The organism is Lentzea miocenica, from assembly GCF_033949945.1.
In the GTDB taxonomy this organism is placed as follows: domain Bacteria; phylum Actinomycetota; class Actinomycetes; order Mycobacteriales; family Pseudonocardiaceae; genus Lentzea; species Lentzea miocenica.
This window is the reverse complement of the sequence record NZ_JAXAVW010000025.1, coordinates 72,082-92,314: the sequence shown is the minus strand read 5'-3', so window position 1 is coordinate 92,314 and position 20,233 is coordinate 72,082. Positions and strand designations below refer to the sequence as shown.

At 69.8% G+C, this 20,233-nt stretch carries 21 protein-coding genes and 2 pseudogenes; 19 read left to right on the top strand and 4 right to left on the bottom strand.

What is annotated here, in order from left to right:
• Positions 1 to 72: 72 nt before the first annotated feature.
• The 9 genes from SK803_RS28680 (at position 73) to SK803_RS28640 (ending at position 7,807) form a co-directional block, all read left to right on the top strand.
• Positions 73 to 636, top strand: coding sequence for an RNA polymerase sigma factor (locus tag SK803_RS28680; RefSeq protein WP_319969292.1), 564 nt, complete (start codon positions 73 to 75; stop codon positions 634 to 636).
• The gene (locus SK803_RS28675) at positions 633 to 1,415 is read left to right on the top strand and encodes a cupin domain-containing protein (RefSeq protein WP_319969234.1); all 783 of its coding nucleotides are present in this window, start codon (positions 633 to 635) and stop codon (positions 1,413 to 1,415) included. Before SK803_RS28680 ends, SK803_RS28675 begins: the two co-directional genes overlap by 4 nt.
• Positions 1,412 to 2,191 (top strand): ABC transporter ATP-binding protein, encoded by a 780-nt coding sequence (locus SK803_RS28670; RefSeq protein ID WP_319969233.1) that lies wholly within the window; start codon positions 1,412 to 1,414, stop codon positions 2,189 to 2,191. Before SK803_RS28675 ends, SK803_RS28670 begins: the two co-directional genes overlap by 4 nt.
• On the top strand, positions 2,185 to 3,543 hold the full coding sequence (locus SK803_RS28665; RefSeq protein WP_319969232.1) for a hypothetical protein: 1,359 nt from the start codon (positions 2,185 to 2,187) through the stop codon (positions 3,541 to 3,543). The genes SK803_RS28670 and SK803_RS28665 overlap by 7 nt, the downstream gene beginning before the upstream one ends.
• Positions 3,544 to 3,626: 83 nt before the next feature.
• Entirely contained in the window at positions 3,627 to 4,055 is a 429-nt protein-coding gene (locus tag SK803_RS28660) for a hypothetical protein (protein WP_319969231.1), read from the top strand.
• A gap of 117 nt (positions 4,056 to 4,172) precedes the next feature.
• The gene (locus SK803_RS28655; protein ID WP_319969230.1) at positions 4,173 to 4,610 is read left to right on the top strand and encodes an Hsp20/alpha crystallin family protein; all 438 of its coding nucleotides are present in this window, start codon (positions 4,173 to 4,175) and stop codon (positions 4,608 to 4,610) included.
• 12 nt (positions 4,611 to 4,622) lie between these two features.
• On the top strand, positions 4,623 to 4,880 hold the full coding sequence (locus SK803_RS28650) for a hypothetical protein (protein WP_319969229.1): 258 nt from the start codon (positions 4,623 to 4,625) through the stop codon (positions 4,878 to 4,880).
• A 249-nt stretch (positions 4,881 to 5,129) separates the two neighbouring features.
• Positions 5,130 to 7,394, top strand: a complete 2,265-nt coding sequence (locus SK803_RS28645; RefSeq protein ID WP_319969228.1) for a catalase — start codon at positions 5,130 to 5,132, stop codon at positions 7,392 to 7,394.
• Positions 7,395 to 7,405: 11 nt separating this feature from the next.
• Complete coding sequence (locus SK803_RS28640; protein WP_319969227.1) at positions 7,406 to 7,807, top strand: ankyrin repeat domain-containing protein; 402 nt, start codon at positions 7,406 to 7,408, stop codon at positions 7,805 to 7,807.
• A gap of 75 nt (positions 7,808 to 7,882) precedes the next feature.
• Here SK803_RS28640 and SK803_RS28635 read toward each other — a convergent pair.
• Positions 7,883 to 9,022: pseudogene (locus tag SK803_RS28635) on the bottom strand (PP2C family protein-serine/threonine phosphatase); the annotation flags it as partial.
• 160 nt (positions 9,023 to 9,182) lie between these two features.
• Here SK803_RS28635 and SK803_RS28630 point away from each other — a divergent pair.
• The 4 genes from SK803_RS28630 (at position 9,183) to SK803_RS28615 (ending at position 11,557) form a co-directional block, all read left to right on the top strand.
• A complete protein-coding gene (locus SK803_RS28630) occupies positions 9,183 to 9,590 on the top strand; it encodes an ATP-binding protein (protein WP_319969226.1) in 408 nt (135 codons plus the stop codon).
• A gap of 131 nt (positions 9,591 to 9,721) precedes the next feature.
• Positions 9,722 to 11,179, top strand: a complete 1,458-nt coding sequence (locus SK803_RS28625; RefSeq protein WP_319969225.1) for an aminotransferase class I/II-fold pyridoxal phosphate-dependent enzyme — start codon at positions 9,722 to 9,724, stop codon at positions 11,177 to 11,179.
• A 28-nt stretch (positions 11,180 to 11,207) separates the two neighbouring features.
• Positions 11,208 to 11,348: a hypothetical protein gene (locus SK803_RS28620; RefSeq protein ID WP_319969224.1), complete on the top strand. Its 141-nt coding sequence runs from the start codon at positions 11,208 to 11,210 to the stop codon at positions 11,346 to 11,348.
• A 14-nt stretch (positions 11,349 to 11,362) separates the two neighbouring features.
• Positions 11,363 to 11,557, top strand: a complete 195-nt coding sequence (locus SK803_RS28615; RefSeq protein WP_319969223.1) for a hypothetical protein — start codon at positions 11,363 to 11,365, stop codon at positions 11,555 to 11,557.
• Positions 11,558 to 11,827: 270 nt separating this feature from the next.
• Here the strand turns inward: SK803_RS28615 and SK803_RS28605 are convergent, their stop codons facing one another.
• The gene (locus tag SK803_RS28605) at positions 11,828 to 12,283 is read right to left on the bottom strand and encodes a DUF6098 family protein (RefSeq protein WP_319969222.1); all 456 of its coding nucleotides are present in this window, start codon (positions 12,281 to 12,283) and stop codon (positions 11,828 to 11,830) included.
• Between the two features lie 141 nt (positions 12,284 to 12,424).
• On the opposite strand from SK803_RS28605, the gene SK803_RS28600 reads away from it, so the two are divergent.
• The 4 genes and pseudogenes from SK803_RS28600 to SK803_RS28585 form a co-directional block, all read left to right on the top strand.
• Positions 12,425 to 13,609 (top strand): alcohol dehydrogenase catalytic domain-containing protein, encoded by a 1,185-nt coding sequence (locus tag SK803_RS28600; RefSeq protein WP_319969221.1) that lies wholly within the window; start codon positions 12,425 to 12,427, stop codon positions 13,607 to 13,609.
• 167 nt (positions 13,610 to 13,776) lie between these two features.
• Positions 13,777 to 14,139 (top strand): STAS domain-containing protein, encoded by a 363-nt coding sequence (locus tag SK803_RS28595; RefSeq protein WP_319969220.1) that lies wholly within the window; start codon positions 13,777 to 13,779, stop codon positions 14,137 to 14,139.
• The gene (locus tag SK803_RS28590) at positions 14,136 to 15,320 is read left to right on the top strand and encodes a glycosyltransferase (protein WP_319969219.1); all 1,185 of its coding nucleotides are present in this window, start codon (positions 14,136 to 14,138) and stop codon (positions 15,318 to 15,320) included. The genes SK803_RS28595 and SK803_RS28590 overlap by 4 nt, the downstream gene beginning before the upstream one ends.
• A 9-nt stretch (positions 15,321 to 15,329) precedes the next feature.
• Positions 15,330 to 15,530 (top strand): annotated as a pseudogene (locus SK803_RS28585) (endonuclease); the annotation flags it as partial.
• A 171-nt stretch (positions 15,531 to 15,701) separates the two neighbouring features.
• Here the strand turns inward: SK803_RS28585 and SK803_RS28580 are convergent.
• A complete protein-coding gene (locus SK803_RS28580; RefSeq protein WP_319969218.1) occupies positions 15,702 to 15,935 on the bottom strand; it encodes a hypothetical protein in 234 nt (77 codons plus the stop codon).
• 289 nt (positions 15,936 to 16,224) lie between these two features.
• On the bottom strand, positions 16,225 to 17,388 hold the full coding sequence (locus SK803_RS28575; RefSeq protein WP_319969217.1) for an LLM class flavin-dependent oxidoreductase: 1,164 nt from the start codon (positions 17,386 to 17,388) through the stop codon (positions 16,225 to 16,227).
• Positions 17,389 to 17,575: 187 nt separating this feature from the next.
• On the opposite strand from SK803_RS28575, the gene SK803_RS28570 reads away from it, so the two are divergent.
• Both SK803_RS28570 and SK803_RS28565 read left to right on the top strand, forming a co-directional pair.
• Positions 17,576 to 18,181, top strand: coding sequence for a TetR/AcrR family transcriptional regulator (locus SK803_RS28570; protein ID WP_319969216.1), 606 nt, complete (start codon positions 17,576 to 17,578; stop codon positions 18,179 to 18,181).
• A 20-nt stretch (positions 18,182 to 18,201) separates the two neighbouring features.
• Positions 18,202 to 20,148, top strand: coding sequence for an ABC transporter ATP-binding protein (locus SK803_RS28565; RefSeq protein ID WP_319969291.1), 1,947 nt, complete (start codon positions 18,202 to 18,204; stop codon positions 20,146 to 20,148).
• The last annotated feature ends 85 nt before the right edge of the window (positions 20,149 to 20,233 follow it).

The following is a 20,233-nucleotide window of genomic DNA, read 5'->3' as shown; positions in this document are numbered from 1 at the left end:
CTTCTGTGACACATGCCACAGTTGATCGAGAACCTGGGGAGCGCTGTCGTCGTCTTGCGGAGGGTGAGAGCAATTCGGGGTGAGCCCGCCGACCTGGACGAGGAGCACCTCGTGCGCCGTGTCGCGCGAGGTGACCGCGCTGCGTTCGAGGAGCTCTACCGCCGCACGTCGCCGTGGCTGACCGTGCGGCTGCGCAGGCGGTGCTCCGATGACCAGGTCGTCGCCGAGGTGTTGCAGGAGACCTATCTCGCGGTGTGGCGGGCGGCGGACGCCTTCGCGGGCAGCGCTACTGGCGGCAGCGCGGTCGGCTGGCTGTGGACCATCGCCGCCCGCAGGCTGATCGACGCGTTCCGCAGACGCGCGCACCACGCCCAGCCGCCCACCGCGGGCGTCGCCGAGCCCATCGCCCGTGCCGCCGAGGACGAGGTGCTCGACCGGGTGGTCGGCGACGAGGTCGGCGACGAGGTCGGCGACGCGTTGCGGACACTGGCCCCGGAACTGCGGCAGGTGCTGCAGGCCATGGTGCTCGACGGGTTCTCGGTCCGGGAGACATCGGTGCTGCTCGGGGTGCCGGAAGGCACCGTCAAGACCCGCGCGAGGCGGGCACGAATCGCGATGCGGGAGGCCCTGTCATGACCGCCCACCACCCCGGCGAGCAGCTGCTGCGCCGTTACGCGCGAGGCGACGACGACATCGCCGCCGACCAGCTGTGGGCCGTCGAGTCGCACCTGGAGACCTGCGCGCCGTGCCGCGGCCGGCTGGTTCCCGATCCCATCGCCGAGACGGTGTGGGCAGATCTCGCACCGCTGCTCGAGCACACCCCGCAGATGCCGTCCGCACGGCCGTGGCGCCGTCGGCTCACGGCGTGGGTCTCCCCCACGGCCGGGCCTTGGCTCGCGATGATCCTCGTCGTCGTTTTCGTCGCCGTCCTGCTGGACCGGCTCAGCAAGGTCGCGCCCGGCGGAATCTCACTGGTGCTGCTGATCGCCCCGGTGCTGCCGGTGCTGGGCGTGGCCGCGTCCTGGGGCCGGACGCTCGACCCGGTGTACGAGCTCACCGCCTCCACTCCCCGCGCGGGCCTGCCGCTGGTGTTGCGCCGCACCGCCGCGGTGCTCGCCGTGGTGGTACCGGGACTGTTCGCCACCGGTGCCTCGCTCACCCAGTGGCTGCTGCCGTGCCTCGCGTTCACCGCCGGCACGCTCGCGCTCGGCGGGCTGATCGGCGTCACCCGCGCCGCCATCGCGCTCGTCGCACTGTGGGCCGCCGCGATCGTCGCCCCGGCCGTCGCACTCAGCCGCAGCCCCGGCGCCTTCGACCCCGCCGCCACCCCCGTGTGGGCGGCAGCACTCGCACTCGGACTGCTCGTGATCGCCCTGCGCAGGACCGCCTTCACCCGCCTGGGGGCCAACCGATGAGGAACACCGTGACCGCACCCACCACCTACGCCTGGGAGATCGAGGCCCGCGACCTCCGCGTCCGGGTCGGCCGCCGCCGCATGGCCGTCGACGACGTCACCCTCACCATGGGCCGCGGCGTGCACGGACTGCTCGGCCCCAACGGCGCGGGCAAGACGACGCTGATCCGCGCACTCGCCACGGTGCTGCGTCCCACCTCCGGCACCCTCACCCTGCTGGGCGGCCTGGAGCTGCGCGAGTTGCGCCGCCGGATCGGGTACCTGCCGCAGGACTTCGGCTACTACCGGCGCTTCACCGTGCGCGAGTTCGTCGAGTACATGGCCTGGCTCAAGGAGATGCCCGGCCGCGACGTCCCCTCCGCGGTGCAGCGCGCCATCGAACGAGTGGGTCTCGCCGACCGCGCCGACGACCGGCTCAAGACGTTGTCCGGCGGCATGCTGCGGCGAGTCGGCATCGCCCAGGCGATCGTCAACGACCCGGCAGTCCTGCTGCTGGACGAACCGACCGCCGGCCTCGACCCCGCACAACGCCTGCGCTTCCGCGACCTGCTCACCGAACTCGGCACCGACACCTGCGTGGTCGTGTCCACCCACCTCGTCGAGGACGTCGCCGCCGCCTGCACCGACGTCGTGCTGCTCGCCGACGGCAAGCTCGTCTTCCAGGGCACGCCCACCCAGCTGGCCGCTGCCGGTACCGCCGAGCACGCGGGTGACAGCCCCATCGAACGCGGCTACACCGCGCTGCTCGCCGGCCCGAAACGGCACGGGTCGTGGTGAAGGCGCTGCGCCTCGAACTTCGGCGCTCCATCGCCGCGTGGGCGGCGCTCTTCGTGCTCGCCGCCGCGGTGACACTGGTCTACTCGCTCAGCGCCCCGTGGTGGAAGGGACCGGAGGCCTGGAACGCCCAATGGCACTCGGCCGCCCAATGGGTGCGCTTCCTGCTGGTGTTCCTGTGGCCGCTGGTGGTCGGAGCGGGCGCGATCGCAGGCCTGCGGGACCACCGCGCGGGCACCGGCGAACTCTTCGGGAGCACCCCGCGCCCGGCATGGCACCGCGGCTTCGCCGCCGCGGGAGCACTCGGGATCTGCCTCGCGCTCGCGTACCTGGTGCTGTTCGGGATCGGTGCCGTCCAGGTCGTCGTGCACGGTGGCTACTTCCACCTCGCCTGGCTGCCGATCACCGCGGTCGGCACGCTCGCCGTCGTCGCGGGCGGCTGGTTCGGCATGGGTGTCGCGCGTGCCCTCCCGTCCGCGCTCACACCTCCGTTGCTCGTCGGTGGCTCACTGGTCGTCCTGGTGTTCCTCACCATCTCCCAGGACCCGTTCGAAGACTCCCCGGTCCTGCCCAACCGGATCACGCTCCTCTCCCCCGCCCTCGTGGCGACGCGCAACGTCTACGACACCGTCGCCGCGGCCGCGTCCACCGGGCAGGCGATCTGGCTCGCCGGCCTGGCACTCACGGGTCTCGGCCTCTACGTCGCCACCTCGGCGCGGACGAGGGTGCTCGCGCTGGTGCCCGTGGTCGCGGGTGCCGCGATGGCGCTGCCCGTCCTTCCCGCCAGGACGTTCGTGCCCAACGAGGCCGCGTCCGCTCTCGTCTGCCGGGGACAGGTGTGCCTGAGCCGCATGCGCGAGTCCACACTGGACTCCTTCGCCCCGGTCGCGGAGGAGGCGCTGCGGCTGCTGGCGAAACTGCCCGACGCACCGAAATCCGTGCACGAGGTCTTCGACCCGCAGCCACGCGACACCGGCATCGCGCGCACCGCCGACGTGGTCCCGGTGTCGTTCAACACCGACGCGTTCAAGCTGGCGCGGTCCGGCGACTGGCTCTCCGTGCTGGTGGCGGGTGGTGGAACGCCGTCCTGCCTGGGCGAGATGGCGCTGGACGAGGACACCGTCCGGGAGGCCGCCGCCCGCACGGCCGTCGCCGCCTGGTTCACCGGCGAACTGAAGCCGCTGCCCAACTTCCGCTACGTCCGCGACGGCGCGGCCGGACCCGCCACCCGCACCTGGGAGATCCTCCGAACGCTGCCGCCCGACCAGCAACTGGCGCGGGTGAGCGCCGCCCGCGCGGTGGGCCTGTCCTGCCAGGGCGATCAGCTGACCGTGCTGACGGGCGGAGCGCTGTGAGAGCCCTGCTGCTGTACGCCCGATCTCGCCAGGTCCCGGTATCCGTTGTGGCAGCGGCGTTTTCGTGCCTGGTGGTGTACGCCGTGGCCCCGCAAGCCGACCCGCGGTGGCCTGCGCTGGCGATCACCAGCGCCATCTCCGCACTCGCCGTCGGACTCACCGGGCAGGACGCGGACCTCGACGCCACAGCGGCCTGGCCGTGGCCGCTGTACCGGTTGGCCCACGTCGCCGTCATCACCGCGATCGCGACCACGCTCGTCACCTGCACCGCACCGCTGCCGTTCGTGCTGCGCGGATGCGTTGGCATGGCCGGCCTTGCCGCACTCGGTGCGGCCTTGCTCGGCGGCCACCTGGCCTGGGCGCTGCCGTTCGCGTGGTTCACCGTCACGTTCTTCGCTGAGAGCTGGTTGCTCGCTCCCCCCGAGTCTGTCGTGGCGGCTTGGGTGGCGGCGACGTTCGGCGGTGTCGGCACGATCGTCTACATGTTCTTTCGGTCATCACTGAAGATATAGTGAACAGCTCCAGAAATGTGTCATCTTTTCGACGACACCCACTCTTGTCATCGTTCCGATGACGTGTTACAACAGAAGTGCGCGTTGACAGCAGTTGAAACATCGAGGAGGTGCCGGATGTTGATGCGCACTGACCCGTTCCGGGAGCTGGACCGCTTGGCACAGCAGGTGTTCAACGGGCCGGGTACGTGGTCACGGCCCACGGCGATGCCGATGGACGCCTACCGCGCGGGCGACGAGTTCGTGGTGGCGTTCGACCTGCCGGGCGTGTCCGCGGACGCGATCGAGCTGGACGTCGAGCGCAACGTGCTGACCGTGAAGGCGGAGCGGCGCCCGACCATCACCGGTGACAACGTCGAGATGCAGGTCGCGGAGCGACCGCTGGGCGTGTTCTCCCGCCAGCTGTTCCTCGGCGACAACCTCGACACCGAGCGCATCCAGGCTGCCTACGACGCGGGTGTGCTGACCCTGCGCATCCCGGTGCTGGAGAAAGCGAAGCCGCGCAGGATCGCCATCACGAACACCGAGCAGGACGTGAAGCAGATCGACGCCTGACCAGGGGCGGTCATGGCCACGCGGACGCTGGACGAGGAGTTCTTCGCGCTGGTGTGCGAAGACGAAGGCCTGATGCGTGCCGAGTTCGACGAGATCATCGCGGCGAACTGGGGAGAGCCCCCGCTTTCCCCGGCACCACGTCGACCGGTCCCGCCGACGCCGTACCGGGGCGTGTTCCAGCCGCACGGGCAGAACCACGTCCCGATCGGCCGACCTGCTCGGCAGCGCTCCCCTCCGGCACGGAAGGCAGGTGATGCGTGGACCCGATGAACGACAGGAGGACGTCCGGCCGACCGCTCGCACAATCGGAAAGTCCCACCGGTGGCCGTTCCAGCTGATGCCACCTGAGCGCATGGGCGCGTGCAATGCGCGAGCCGCCCGGACTCCTCCACCCCCACTGGCCCCGTACCGCCTCATCGCGGTGCGGGGTCAGCTCGCACTCGAAGAACGGCTTGCGGCGCATATCCGGCCGGAGCGCGGGTAATGCCAGTCATACGTTCCCGCCCCGAGGAGGATGCAGTGGCCACCCGCAAGCCAGGCAAGCTCGTGAAGGACGCGCTCGACAAGGCGGTGGACAAGGTCACCGAGATGGTGAACCCGCCGATCCCCGGCGCCCCGGCCAGCGAGCCGCCGTCACTCGAGGAGCCGACCGAGCCGCGCGGGCCGTTACCGCCCAAGCCGGACCAGGCCGGGCCGGAGACGGTGTCGCCGACAGGGGCTCCTACCGGCGCACCGCAGTCGGCCAACGGGCAGCAGGGCGACTTCCTCACCACGTCGGTCGGCGCACGGCTGTACGACACCGACCACTCGTTGAAGGCCGGAGAACGCGGGCCAACGCTGCTGCAGGACCACCATTTGCGCGAGAAGGTCATGCACTTCGACCACGAGCGCATTCCGGAGCGCGTCGTCCACGCTCGCGGGTATGGCGCGCACGGTGTTTTCGTGGGCTACGGCACGGCCGCGAACGTCTGCAAGGCCGGCTTTCTCGGCGACGGCGTCGAGACGCCGGTGTTCGTGCGGTTCTCGACCGTGCTGGGCTCACGAGGTTCGGCCGACACCGTTCGCGACACCCGCGGGTTCGCGACGAAGTTCTACACCCAGGAAGGCAACTTCGACCTGGTCGGCAACAACATCCCGGTCTTCTTCATCCAGGACGGCATCAAGTTCCCGGACGTCATCCACGCCGGCAAGCCGCACCCGGACCGCGAGATCCCGCAGGCGCAGAGCGCGCACGACACGTTCTGGGACTTCGTGTCCACCCACACCGAAGCCACTCACCACGTCATGTGGAACATGTCCGACCGCGGCATCCCCCGGTCCTACCGCACGATGGAGGGCTTCGGCGTCCACACGTTCCGCCTCGTCAACGCCGACGGCGAGACCTCGCTCGCGAAGTTCCACTGGAAGCCGAAACTCGGCGTGCACTCCCTGGTGTGGGAGGAGGCGCAGATGATCAACGGCATCGACCCCGACTTCCACCGCCGCGATCTCGCCGACGCCATCGAGTCCGGCGCGTATCCGCAGTGGGAACTCGGACTGCAGGTCCTGCCCGACACGCCTCGGCAGACGTTCGAGGGCATCGATCTGCTCGACCCGACCAAGATCGTGCCGGAGGAGCTCGCCCCGGTGCAGCCGGTCGGCATCCTGACGCTCAACCGCAACACCACGAACTTCTTCGCGGAAACCGAGCAGGTCGCGTTCCACCTCGGAAACCTGGTGCCCGGCATCGACGTCACCGACGATCCGCTGTTCCAGGCCCGCCTGTTCTCCTATTTGGACACTCAGCTGAGCAGGCTGGCCGGTCCGAACTTCAACCAGATCCCGATCAACCGCCCGCACGTGCCGGTCAACGACATGCTGCGCGACGGGTTCCACCAGCACGCCGTGCACGCCGGTGTCGCTCCTTACCGGCCGAACTCCCTCGACGGCGGCAATCCGTTCGAGGCGGGAGTCGAGGACCGGCCGTTCGTCGAGGTGGCACAGCCGTTGCCGAAGGCGGTGAAGACCAGGCAGGCGCCGACGTCGTTCGCGGACCACTACACGCAGCCCAGGCTGTTCTGGCTGAGCCTCTCGCCGATCGAGAAGGAGCACGTCGTGCGCGCGTTCACCTTCGAGCTCGGCAAGTGCTACGAACAGGCCGTCAAGGAACGCCAGCTGCGGGTGCTGGCCAACGTCGACCCGGTGCTGTGCGAGGAAGTGGCCACGGGACTCGGACTGCCCGCCCCCAGCGCCACCGTGCGCCCCAGGAAGGTCACGCCGAGCCCTGCCCTCTCGCAGGTCGGGCGGACCTGGCCGACGGACGGGCGCATCATCGGAATCGTGGTCGATCCGGCCGATCTCGACGGCGTGCGGACGGTCCGCGAGACCGTCCTGGCCGGTGGCATGGTCCCGCTGCTGATCGCCCCGACCGGCGGACCGCTCAGCGCCGACAGCGGCCTGGTCGCCCAGCGGACGCTTCTCACCGCGCGATCGGTCGAGTTCGACGCGCTGCTGCTCGCGGGCAGCCCACCGCCAGGGCCGGACGCGGTGCCTGCCAGGGACGCGAAAGCCGGCGCACCGGGCGCCGCCGTCGACCCCCGCGTCGTCCTCATGATCCAGGAGTGCTTCCGCCACGCGAAGGCTGTCGGCGCCTGGGGCACGGGGCGCGCCGCCGTCGAGGCGGCCGGGTACGCCACCGAGCCGGGAATCGTGATCGGCGACGACCCGCTGGACGTCCTCAAGGCGATGACGATCCTCCTGGAATCCCACCGGGTGTGGGAACGCTTCCCCGCGACGATCGCCTGAGGAGTCCGGTCGTGACCAACGCGCTCACCGAGCAGGAACTCGCTGTCCTGCGGTCGATGTTCGATCTCGCCCGCGCCGGCGACGCGGACCGGCTGGCCGAGGCGATCGACGCGGGGATCCCGGTGAACCTCACCAACAGCGCGGGCGACTCCCTGCTCGTCCTGGCCGCGTATCACGACCACCCCGGCACCGTCGAGGCGTTGCTGGAGCGAGGTGCCGACACCGGGCGCGTCAACGACCGGGGACAGACAGCGCTCGGGGCGGCGGTCTTCCGCCGTTCCGGGCGCACGGTCGAACTCCTGCTGGACGCGGGAGCGGATCCCGCCCTCGGGGCCCGATCCGCTCTGGACGTGGCCCGGTTCTTCGACCTGCCGGACATGCTGGCCCTGCTGACTTCCCGGGACGACCGGTAGCGTGCGTGAGCCTCCGTGGCGAATCGCCACCAGAGCGATGTCATCGGTCGCCGGTTGGTCGCCGACCATCGTGGCCATGATCCGAATGCACGCGGTCTCAGCACCGGCAGGGGTGACAGCCCCGCGCAGCCGCTCCAGGCCGGTGTCGAGATCCTGCCCCCGGCGTTCCACGAGACCGTCGGTGTAGAGCACGAACAGGGCTCCCGGCGGCAGTTCGACGACGGTGCTCCGGCGGCCGGTGCTGCCCAGATCGAAGCCGATGGGTGGATCGACGTGGACGTCGGCGAACCGGGTCTCGTGTCGCGGCACCGCGAGGACCGGAGGCAGATGTCCGGCCACGGCGAGACTCATGCGGTCTGTTGCCCTGTCGATGATCCCGTAGGCGACGGTGGCCATCGTGTCGTGCTCGAAGTGGCTTGCCTTGCGGTCGAGTTTGCCCAGTACCTCCGCGGGATCCGCGTAGTCCAGCGCGTAGGCGCGCAACGCGCTCCTCAACCGTCCCATGACGACCGCGGCCCGCAGTCCGTTGCCGGCGACGTCGCCGATCACCACGCCCATGCGCCCACCGGGCAACTCGAACACGTCGTACCAGTCGCCGCCGACACCGCTTTCCGCGCCCGCGACGTAACGGGCCGCCAGTTCCCAGCCCTCCGTGCTCGGCAGACGGGCGGGGAGCAGGCTTTCCTGCAACATCGCCGCCGCGACGCGTTCGGAACGCGTGCGGTCCACGTAGACCGCTACCGCGAGGCGATCGGCCACGAGTTGCAGCGCCTCGATCTCCTCGTCGGTGAACCGGCGCGAGGTGGTGCTGCCGACGTGCACGACACCCGTCAGCTCCCCCTCGGCGATCATCGGCACGCCGAGCAGCACCCGCAGGCCGTGCTCCCACAGCAGCGGATTGACCACTGTGGACTCGTCGACCTGCTCGATCTGAAGTGGCTCCCGGGACTGGGCGACGCGGCCCGCGAAGCCCTTGCCGACCGGCACGCGCACTCCCTGGAAGACCTCCTGGTCGAGGCCCGCGGTCGCTCGCGCCACCAGTTGTGCGGCGCCGCGATCCATCAGCAGGACGGTGACGGTGTCCACTCCGAGCAGTTCGCGGGCGCGTTCCAGCAGCACCTCGAGGAGTTTGTCGAGGTCGAGTTCCTTGAGCGACCCGTCCGTCACCGCGTCCAGAACACGCAGGCGGATCGACGAACTCCCGGCCCTCTCCATCACATCTCCGTCCCACCACCTGCGAACGACACCACGTCGTGCGACCGCCAGTTTCCCTTGAGCGACGATTCACCACCGCGAGGAGCGGGCACCCAGTCCCAGACGGGGAGATCAGGTTCTGGACCAGTTCACTTGGCGGTGCGATGCAAAGGGGGACGAAGTGACGAACGGCAAGACCTCCTCTGATGTGGCGCACGTTCTCGAACTGGACCGGGATGTCGCCGACCTCGGCCGGGTTCGCCGGTGGACCGAGGCCGCCCTTTCCGGCATACACCAGGACGAGCTCGTCGACGTGTTGCTGGTCGTCACGGAGCTCGTCTCCAACGTCTACGACCACGCCCGATTCCCGGCGCGCCTGCGGCTGCGGAAGTCGGGTGAGCCGTGCATCGTCAAAATCGCGGTCGAGGACGCGTCACCATTGGCACCCGCACTGCAACCGTCCTCGTCCGATTCGGTACGCGGTCGTGGACTGGTGCTCGTGAACCAGCTGGCCAAGCAGTGGGGCGTGGTTCAACGCACGCTCGGAAAATCTGTGTGGGCTCTGATCCCCTGCCCGCGCACGCACTGAGTTCCCGGACGAGGACGCTGTCGATCCACTGTGGAGTCACGACGTGGGACCGGTTGTCGCCCGATCCGGGAAACCAGGTCTGGTGGTGAGCGGACACGGGTATCCGGTGCGCACCCGAACCGGAGGGCGACATGGACCACAGCAAGGCACCGGTGCTCGAAGCGATCGAGCGCTATCGGCGCGAGAACCACCTCGGTTTCATCCCGCCTGGTCACAAACAGGGCCGCGGAGTGGATCCGCGGGTTCTGCAGGTGCTCGGGCCCGACGTGTTCAGCGCGGACCTCATCAAGCTCAACGGCCTCGACGACCGGGAGATGAGCGGCAACGTCATCTCGGACGCCGAGGACCTGATGGCCGACGCCGTCGACGCCGATCGGGCGTTCTTCTCCACCTGCGGCAGCTCGTTGTCGGTGAAGACCTGCATCATCACCGTCGCGGCGCCGGGTGAGCGGGTGCTGGTGTCGCGCAACGCGCACAAGTCCGTGGTGGCCGGGCTGATCATCAGTGGCGTCCACCCGGTGTGGGTGCATCCGCGCTGGGACGCCACGTGGGAGTGGGCGTACCCGCCGGGGCCGGACGAGGTCGAGGAGGCCTGTGCCAAAGCCCCGGACACGAAGGGCATGTTGCTGATCTCGCCCACGGACTACGGGACGTGCGCGGACATCCGCGGCGTCGCCGAGGTCTGCCACGCCCACGACAAGACGCTGGTCGTGGACGAGGCCTGGGGCGCGCACCTGCCGTTCCACCCCGATCTGCCCGCGTGGGCGATGGACGCGGGAGCCGACCTCTGCGTCACGTCCGTGCACAAGATGGGCGCCGGGCTGGAGCAGAGCTCCGTCTACCACCTGCGCGGCGACCGCGTGGACCCGAGTGTGCTGGCGATGCGGGCCGACCTGCTCGGCACCACGAGCCCGTCCTCACTGATCTACGCCTGCCTGGACGGATGGCGCCGGCAGATGGTGGAGCACGGCCGGGATCTGCTCGACCGTGCTCTCGACCTGTGCGCGGACACCCGGCGACGGCTGGCGAACCTCGGCTTGCGCATCGTGTCCACCGACGACGTCGTCGGCACTGGCAAGGCCTTCGAGCACGACCCGTTGAAGATCGTGATCGATCTGCGGGACCTCGGCATCTCCGGATACTCGGCCGCCGAGTGGTTGCGTGCGCGGTGCCACGTGGACGTCGGGCTCTCGGATCACCGGCGGATCGCCGCGCAGATCACGGTCGCCGACGATGCCGAGACCACCGACCGGCTGGTCGACGCCCTCAAGGCCACGCTCGGCGCGGACCTGCCCACGGCGAAGCCGGTCGCGATCCCCGATCCGGGCGAGCTCGAACTGGACCAGGTGATGCCGCCCAGGGACGCGTTCTTCGCCAGTGCCGAGCACGTGCCGATCGAGAAGGCGGTCGGCCGGATCTGCGCGGAGACGATCAGTCCCTATCCACCGGGCGTGCCCGCCGCGCTGCCCGGCGAAGTGATCACCCAGCCGGTGGTGGACTACCTCCGCAGCGGGAAGGATGCGGGCATGTACCTGCCCGACCCCACCGACTCACGACTGGAAACGGTGCGCGTGGTCGCCGCGCACTGACATGGCACAGACGGCCGAGGAGAGATCGATGAACAGCCGCCGGCAGGACGAGGACAACCTCAACGCCCAGAGCGATGTGGAACGGGTGGTCGCGGCCCGCTCCGGCCTCGCCGCCATCGCCGGGCTGCTGGTGATCTGGCTCGTGCTGCGCTGGATCCGCCACCACTGACGAACGGAGCAACGATGACCGACGCTCGACCCGGCGAAGCAGAACCCGAGCTCGACGCGGTGACGGCCGAGAGCATGCTGGAGGACGCCGACTTCGGCGACGAGCACACCCGCCCCACCGTAGCCGACGAGAACCCCGGCGGCCCTCACCGCGGTCCGGACGAAGCCGAGCCGGAAGGCCGTGGCGGAGACGGCGGGATGGACCCATGAGGTGATGCGGGGCGGACGACGTCATCGGCGCGCCCGCCCACCTCGGCCCGGAGGAACTGGCGGCCAGGTACTCGCTGCAGGTCGAGAACGCCGGTTCCGCGTACGCCGACATGTCCGTGCTGCGCGGCGACCATTCCGACGGCCTGCCGGGCGTCGCGGGCATCGGCCGGGCTCATCACCGAGTTCGGCTCGCTCGACGCCGTGCTGAAGGCCGTCACGGACCCGATGGACCGCGGGCTCACGGCCAAGGCTTCGGCGCGGGGCCGGGCATCAGGCGCCACCGCCGCGATCGAGCGGCCCCCAGTCCGTGCCCTGCGCCGCGACGATCCGCTGCGCCTCCTCCAGCACCTCCTCCGCGACCCACGCGACCGGCCGCCGGCAGGCCACCAGCGGTTCGTTGTCAGGACCACGGCCCAGCTCCCGGCCCGCCAGCACCCACGGCCGCACCTGCGGACCACGCCGCTCCCCCAGGTGCTGGTAGTCGTACAGCCGGCGCGCCAGCCAGACCTCGACAGGCCGGTCGCCCCACCACGGCTCGACCCGCAGCGGATTGGCCGACAGGCCGGGCAGGTCCACACCGGTGAGCTCGTCACGGCTGCGCTCGCCGTCACGAAGGTCCGCCGCGGGTCCCTTCGACCAACGCACGTACAGCTCCTCGTCCCGCTGCCGGTTCCGCACCAGCTCGGCCAGTTCTCCCAGGTCACCCGCCACGGGCAAGTCGTTCACCGCTCGTCGTTCGCCGTTCATGATCTGCGTGTTCCCGCAACCTCACCAGTCGATGCCTGCCGCGAACGAAATCCCTCGGCGCGGTTTGCCCGGCCGGGTTCGGGGCAACGCCGAAAGAACGAGAACCGCGGGAGGAACTCCATGAAGGCTGTTGCCTGGCACGGCAAGCGCGACGTCAGGGTGGACACGGTGCCGGACCCTGTGCTCGAGGAACCGACCGACGTGATCGTGCGGATCACGTCCACCGGAATCTGCGGATCCGATCTGCACCTGTACGAGGTGCTCGGCGCGTTCATCGACGAGGGTGACGTGCTGGGGCACGAGCCGATGGGCGTGGTGGAGGAAGTGGGTCCCGAGGTCACCACGTTGAGCGTGGGAGACCGCGTCGTGGTGCCGTTCAACGTGTCCTGCGGTACCTGCTTCATGTGCGGACAGGGTTTGCACTCCCAGTGCGAGACGACCCAGGTGCGCGAGCAGGGCACCGGCGCCGCGTTGTTCGGCTACACCAAGCTCTACGGCCAGATGCCCGGCGGCCAGGCGGAGTTCATGCGCGTTCCCTTCGGTGACACGTTGCCGATCAAGGTGCCGCACGGCCCGCGGGACGACCGGTTCGTGCTGCTGTCCGACGTCCTGCCGACCGCGTGGCAGGCGGTGGAGTACGCGGGTGTGCGCGAGGGCAGCAGCGTGGTCGTGCTCGGGCTGGGACCGATCGGTGACATGTCGGCGCGGATCGCACGGCATCGCGGTGCCGGCACGGTGATCGGCGTCGACCTCGTGCCGGAACGGCTCGCTCGGGCACGGGCACGCGGAGCGGTCGCGCTCGACCTCGAAGAGCACGGCAAGCAGCTGACCGAGCACATCCGCGACCTGACGAACGGCCGCGGCCCGGATGCCGTCATCGACGCGGTGGGGATGGAAGCACACGGCGCACCGGTCGCGAAGCTGGCGCAGGACGTCACCGGCTTCCTCCCGGATCCGGTGGCCGCCAAGCTGATGCGGACAGCGGGCATCGATCGGCTCAGCGCTCTGCACGCGGCGATCGACATCGTGCGGCGGGGCGGCACGATCTCGCTGGCCGGTGTGTACGGCGGGATGGCCGACCCCATGCCACTGCTGACCATGTTCGACAAGCAGATCCAGCTGCGGATGGGACAGGCCAACGTCAGGCGCTGGGTCGACGACATCCTGCCGCTGCTGACCGACGACGACCCGTTGGGCACCGAGGCCTTCGTGACGCACAAGCTGCCGCTCGACGCGGCGCCGCGGGGTTACGAGATGTTCCAGAAGAAGCAGGAGGGTGCCATCAAGGTCCTGCTCCAGCCCTGACCTCCGGCGACACGCCGCGAAGCCGGCGGTAGGAGCGACGCACCGCTTCTCCCCCGCGTTGTGGTCCGGGCCGCCAAGCCCTACCGTGGAGAGAAGGTTCAGCAGTTCGCCCGTCGGGTTCAGCCAGCAGCTCGGTGAACGTTCCACCACCACAGAGTGGAGTCACCGTGTTGGAGCAACAACTCGACCGCGCCATGCCCAATTGCACGGTGCGAGGTTCATGGCAGGACGGAATTCCGGTCATCGCCGTCACGGGCGAGGTGGACATCGGCACCGCACCGCTGCTGCGTGCGGAACTCACCTCCCAGCTGGCGCAGTCGCCCGTCGTGCTGGTCGTGGACCTGCGTGAGGTGACCTTCTTCGACTCCTCCGGCATCGGCGCCCTGCTGGCCGCTCATCGCCGCACGGCGGATCTGCGGGTGGTGGCGGATCGGGCGCCGGTGCTCAGAACTCTCCACTACGCCGGCATGGACACCGTGTTCCGGGTCCATCCGACTCTGGCGGCGGCGCTGGCAGGGCTCGCCCGATGAGGATCGCGATGGTGTCCGAACACGTCGGCCCGCAGGCCGGCGACACCGCACAAGGCGTGCACGTGGCTGAGCTGTCAGCGGTGCTGAGCAAGCTGGGACACGAGGTCACCGTCTACACCCGGCGAGAAGGCCCAGGGCTGCCCGAACGGATTCGCGCCGATGGCGGGTACGACGTCGTGCACGTGACCGCGGGTCCCGCGCGGCGGCTGGGCGTGGAGGACGTCGTCCCGCACCTGGGGGCGTTCGCCGAGGCACTGGCCGAGGAGTGGGAACGCCGCCCGCCGGACGTGGTGCACGCGCACCGCTGGACGGCCGGACTGGCCGCGGTGATCGGCGCGCACAGGGCCGAGGTGCCGTTGGTCCACTCCTGTCACGGGCTGGCCCCGAGGCCCGGTCACCGGACCGGGCAGGACTCGGCCTGGCCGCGCCGGGCCGAGACCGAGGCACTCCTCGCTCGTACCGCGTCCCGGATCATCGCGGCCGGCTCGTCCGAGGTGTCCGAGTTGTGCCGCCTGGGCGCGCAGCGCGCCCGGATCTCGGTCGTGCCCGGTGGTGTCGACCTGGAGCTGTTCCACCCGGATGGTCCCGTCGCTGAGCGCGGTCCGCTCCGGCGGGTGCTCGCGGTCGGCGAGCTGGTGCCCCGCAACGGCTACCACGAGATCATCACCGCTATGTCCACAATGGACGACGCGGAGCTGGTGATCGTCGGAGACAGTCCTCGCGCGGATCCGGCCACCGATCAGTTGCACGCGCTCATCGACGAGTCGGAGATGCGGAAGCGAGTCGTGTGCACGGGTGCCGTGCCGCGTGGGGAGATGCCCGCCCTGCTGCGATCGGCCGACGTCGTGGTGTGCGCGCCGTGGCGGGAACCGTTGGGGACGGTCGCTCTGGAGGCGATGGCGTGCGGCGTGCCGGTGGTCGCCACCGAGGTCGGAGTGCTGCCGGACATCGTGCTGCACCAGGTGACCGGTCTGCACGTGCTTCCCCGCAACGTGCGCGCCCTGACAAGAGCGCTGCGATCGTTGCTGGCCAACGAAACACAGCGGGAGCAGTTCGGCATCGCCGGACGCGACCGGGTCGTCGCCCGCTACTCCTGGGACCGGCTCGCGCGGGAGTTCCTGTCCGGGTACCAGCACACGGCCGCACTCGGCTCGCGACATGACGTGGCGCACGACGGGTAACCCTGTCGCGTGGCCGACAACAGGAAACTGGTGCGAAAACTGCTCGACCAGGCGGGACGCACGTACGCGAGCGAGGCGGGCATCCGCCTCGCCGACACGCCATCACCGCTGTACCGGTTGCTGGTCCTGAGCGTCCTGCTCTCCACCCGGATTCGCGCGGACATCGCCGTGGCCGCGTCCCGCGAGCTGACGAAGGCCGGGTGCACCACCGCGAGCAAGGCGTGGTCCGAGAACACCGGCCGCACCATGGCCGCCAACCTGCACGCCGTGGCGTCGGCGCTGACGGCGAACCCGATCCCGGCCTGAGCCCCTGTTTGAAGCCCACTGACCGGCCGGCCTGAACCTCGGACGGAGGTTCAGGCCGGCCGGTCTTCCGGTTCGCTACTTGCCAAGTCGCTGGGCGAGCAGTTCCTTGCCCTGCTCGGCGCCCTTGCGGCTCTCGCCCTGCGCGCGGCGGAAGAAGTCCGCCAGATCCGAGTCACCATCTTTCTCCGCGTCCTGGACGTAGGTCTCCAGCCGCAGAGCGTTGCTCAGGCAGGCCTCCACGAACCAGATGATGTTGTAGTCCTTGTCCTTCGTGCCCGTGACCGTCTGGGCATCGGCGTTGATCGACACGACTCCTCCTCGTCCGGCATCGCTTTTCCTCTGTTCGGCTACCCCACAGGGAGAGGAAGACACATCGCCCTCACGGCAGGCGGCACCGCACTTACCGCTCGCCGCACGGTCATCCGGCGGGAGCGGGAACGGGAATCGCCTTCGTGTGCAACAGCTCCGGCGTTCGTGGCGCACTACCTCGCGCAGGGCCGGGTCGTCGGCGTGCTCGGCTGGAACATGGCCAGGCAGCTGCGCGACGACCTGCGACTGATCTCCCCGGTGGCCATCACGAGCTGATCCGGCGGCCGGGTCAGGACCGGTCGAACTCCGGGATCAGCTCCCCGATCAGCCTGATGCTGGTCATCACCTCGTCCGCGCCGATCGGCCCGATCTGCTGCAGGCACATCAACCGGTCGATCCCGAGGTCCGCGTAGGCCCGCAGCTTCTTGCGGCACGTGTCCGGGCTGCCGACGATCAGCGACTGCTGCGCCGACAGCACCTCGAACAGCTCGTCCTCCGGCACGTCCTCGCCCTGGATGATCCGGCCGATCACGAGCTGCGCGTCGGTGGGGGCGGCGTCCACCTCGGCGCGCAGGAACTCGCCGGTGAGGCCGCCGTCGCCGGCCGCGAGGATGTCCTGGTGGCGTTGCATGGTCGCGGCGAACTCGGCGGCGGCGTTGAAGAAGCGCAACGCCGTCACGGTGTACCAGGCCGCGGCGGCCGCTGCCCCGTTGCGCATGGCCTGCTCGTCGGTTTCCGCGCAGTGCACGAAGGTGAAGTAGGCGACCTGGTTGTTGACGAACGAGCCGACCGGCGAGGTGCACTCGGCGGCGGCCGCGCGGTAGAGGTCGATCATGCGGCCGACCCGGTCGATGGACTCCCAGATCGTGGTGCCGAGCACACCGACGCCACGGCGGCCTGCCTCCTCGAAGGACGTCGGGGAGGCGGCGGCCTGCCACAGCGGCGGGTGCGGAGTCTGCAGGGGTTTCGGGATGATCGAGACGTCGGAGACGTCGTAGTGCGCGCCGGTGTGGGAGAAGCGGTCGGTGGTCCACATCTTCGGCACCATCTCGAACGCCTCGGCGGTCTGGGCGCGCGCGTCGGCGGGCTCGATGCCGAAGAGGTTCCACTCGGGGATGGTGGAGCGGGTGAGGCCGAGCTCGACGCGGCCGCCGCTGAGGTGGTCGAGGGTGGCGGCACGTTCGGCGACGCGGATCGGGTGGTTGAAGCGGCCGGGTGCGAGCACGGCGGCGTGGCCGAGGCGGATGCGGGAGGTCTGCTGGGACAGGGCGGCGAGCATCAGCTCGGGCGCGGAGGACAGGCTGAACTCGCCGGCGCCGTGGTGCTCGACCTGCCACCAGCAGCCGTAGCCGAGCTCGTCTGCGAGGCGGGCCTGGTCGAGGGCCTGGCGGAACCGGAACTGCTCGGAGGCAGGGCCGGGGTTCTGGATCTCGTTGAACAGGTCGATCTTCATCGGCACACCCTCACCTCTCGCGGACACCAAGGCTGATGTCTCTGCGAGCGACCGGGTCGTTACGCGCAGCAATGCGGATGACTCGAACGAACCAGCCTCCGTTCATACCCGTTTGACGGAGTGAGCACTCACTCCGCAAGATGGGTGCATGACACCAGCATCCGAAACCCGGCGAAGAGCGCCGAGCATGAGCGCGGAGGACCGGCGCGCCATGATCGTGCACGCGGTGCTGCCGCTCCTGATGGAGCACGGCGCGAACGTGACGAGCAGCCAGATCGCCCGCGCCGCCGGCATCGGCGAGGGCACCGTCTTCCGCGCGTTCAAGGACAAGGACGAGCTGTTCGACGCCTGCACGGCCGAGGCGCTGAGGCCCGATCACGTGCTCGACGCGATCGCCGAGATCCCCGTCGACCAGCCCTTGGAGGACCGGCTCGTCGAAGCCGCCGAAGCGCTCGGCGCGCACCTCGAGCGGATGAGCGCGCTGATGAGCGCGTTGCACGCGTCCAGCCAAATCAAGCACCGCGACATCAGGCACCGCGACCCCGAACAGCGGGGCAAGGACCAGCGCGGCACCTGGAAGGGCGGCCGCCGCGAGTCGATGGCCGCCATCCGCGGGGCGATGGTCGAGCTGTTCACGCCGGAAGAGGATCGGCTGCGGCTGCCGCCCGAGCAGCTCGCCGCCCTCTTCCTGACCTTGTTGTTCGGCGGCCGCCGGTTGGCGGCGGACGTCGACGCGCCCACCACGCGCCAGGTGGTCGACTTCTTCCTGCACGGCGCCGTGGAGGCTGGATGATCCCCGGCGGCGGGGGCGGCATGGAGTTCATGCTGGGCCGGCGCGGTCGTCGGCGGCGCGCCACCACGGTGCCGGAGAGCGGGCTCACCGGACCGGTCGACATTCCCGAACCGAAGCAGGACGACGAACCGAAGGACCTGCGCTCCCGGCTGAAGCGCGCGAGGACGTCCGTGGCGGGCACCGTCCGCGGTCTGCCGAAGGTCGCGAAGCTGACGTGGCAGGCCAGCCCGGTCCTGACCATCCTCCTGGTGCTGATCACGGTCTTGTCGGGGCTGCTGCCGACCGCGACCGCGTACATCGCGAAGCTGCTGCTGGACTCCGTCGTCGCGGCGATCCAGCACACCGGCACCACGGGTGACATCGCGAGGATCGCGGTGTTCCAGTTCGGCGTGCTCGCCGCGGCCGCGATCAGCAGCGCGCTGACGTCGATCGCGCAGACGCTGCTGCAGGAACGCATGACGCTGACCATCCGCCACCAGGTGATGGCGCACGCCAGCGACCTGCACCTCGCGTACTTCGAGGGCTCGACGTCGTACGACATGATGCGTCAGGCCGCGCAGGAAGCGCCGACGCGGCCGCTGTCGATGATGAACTCCGCGCTGGGGCTGCTGCGGACGCTGATCACGTTCGGCAGCATGATCGCGCTGCTCGTCTCGATCAGCCCGCTGCTGGCCCTGGTCGCACTGGTGGCGCCGATCCCGGCGTTCATCTCGCAGTCGAAGTACGGCTCGCGCGCGTTCTGGCTGACCTTCATGATGTCGCCGATCAAGCGGCGGATGGACTACCTGTCCTCTTTGGTCACGACGGACACCTATGCCAAGGAGACGAAGCTGTTCGGGCTCGGCCCGTACTTCGTCGACCGGTTCCGCCGGCTCGGCACCGTCTCCTACGAGCGGCAGCGGAAGCTGACGGTCAACCGCAACATCAGCTCGACGTCCTGGGGGATGCTGAGCACGCTCGCGGGTTCGGCGATCACGTTGTACATCGCGCTGGAAGCGGTCGGCGGACGGCTCACGCTGGGAGACCTGGCGCTGTACACGGCCGCGGCGGCGTCCGTGCAGTCGTCGGTGTCCGGGCTGTTCACGGCGTTCTCGGGGATGTACGAGAACAACCTCTACCTCGACACGCTGTACCGGTTCCTGGACACGAAGCCGGAGATCACGGCGCCGGCCTCACCGCGGCCGATGCCGTCCACAGTGGAGGGACACATCGAGTTCGACTCGGTGACCTTCAGCTACCCCGGCGCCGAGGAGCCCGCGCTGGACGACGTCAGCTTCGAGATCCGGCCCGGCGAGACGGTGGCGGTGGTGGGCCGCAACGGCGCGGGCAAGTCGACGTTGTTCAAGCTGCTCTGCCGGCTCTACGACCCGACCGACGGCCGCATCCTGCTCGACGGCGTCGACATCCGCGAGTACGACCCCGTCGCACTGCGCACGCGGATCAGCGCGATGTTCCAGGACTACGTGACGTACCAGGGCACGGCCGCGGAGAACATCGGCCTCGGCGACCTGACGCGGCTGGAAGACCGGCCGCACATCGAGGACTCGGCCCGCCGCGCCGGCGCGGACGAGCGGATCGAGCGGCTGCCCCAGGGCTACGACAGCCCGCTCGGCCGCTGGTTCGACCAGGGCGTCAGCCTGTCGGGCGGCGAGTGGCAGAAGATCGCGCTGGCCAGGGCGTTCCAGCGGGAAGCACCGATCCTGGTGCTCGACGAACCGACGTCAGCGCTTGACGCGCGGGCCGAGCACGACCTGTTCTCGCGACTGCGGGAACTGTCGGAAGGCCGGACGACGCTGTACATCTCGCACCGGTTCTCGACCGTGCGGCAGGCGGAGCGGATCCTGTTGCTGGAGCACGGGAAGGTCGCCGAGTACGGGACGCACGAGGAGCTGATGGCGGCCAAGGCCGGGTATGCCGAGCTGTTCACGCTGCAGGCGAAGGCGTACCTGGACGAAGTGCCCAGCTGAGTCGTCCCGCCTTCGCGGAGTCCGAGCCGGCACGGGCCTGCGCGGCGCACGTGTTCACGAGAGCGACAGCGCGTGAACCGGCACC

Excerpts from the sequence above, each read along its gene's own strand:
- SK803_RS28620 (WP_319969224.1), top strand. The coding sequence starts at position 11,208 with ATGAACAGCCGCCGGCAGGACGAGGACAACCTCAACGCCCAGAGCGAT.
- SK803_RS28615 (WP_319969223.1), top strand. The coding sequence starts at position 11,363 with ATGACCGACGCTCGACCCGGCGAAGCAGAACCCGAGCTCGACGCGGTG.
- SK803_RS28625 (WP_319969225.1), top strand. The coding sequence starts at position 9,722 with ATGGACCACAGCAAGGCACCGGTGCTCGAAGCGATCGAGCGCTATCGG.
- SK803_RS28590 (WP_319969219.1), top strand. The coding sequence starts at position 14,136 with ATGAGGATCGCGATGGTGTCCGAACACGTCGGCCCGCAGGCCGGCGAC.
- SK803_RS28675 (WP_319969234.1), top strand. The coding sequence starts at position 633 with ATGACCGCCCACCACCCCGGCGAGCAGCTGCTGCGCCGTTACGCGCGA.
- SK803_RS28670 (WP_319969233.1), top strand. The coding sequence starts at position 1,412 with ATGAGGAACACCGTGACCGCACCCACCACCTACGCCTGGGAGATCGAG.
- SK803_RS28570 (WP_319969216.1), top strand. The coding sequence starts at position 17,576 with ATGAGCGCGGAGGACCGGCGCGCCATGATCGTGCACGCGGTGCTGCCG.
- SK803_RS28655 (WP_319969230.1), top strand. The coding sequence starts at position 4,173 with ATGTTGATGCGCACTGACCCGTTCCGGGAGCTGGACCGCTTGGCACAG.
- SK803_RS28575 (WP_319969217.1), bottom strand. The coding sequence starts at position 17,388 with ATGAAGATCGACCTGTTCAACGAGATCCAGAACCCCGGCCCTGCCTCC.
- SK803_RS28565 (WP_319969291.1), top strand. The coding sequence starts at position 18,202 with ATGGAGTTCATGCTGGGCCGGCGCGGTCGTCGGCGGCGCGCCACCACG.
- SK803_RS28600 (WP_319969221.1), top strand. The coding sequence starts at position 12,425 with ATGAAGGCTGTTGCCTGGCACGGCAAGCGCGACGTCAGGGTGGACACG.
- SK803_RS28650 (WP_319969229.1), top strand. The coding sequence starts at position 4,623 with ATGGCCACGCGGACGCTGGACGAGGAGTTCTTCGCGCTGGTGTGCGAA.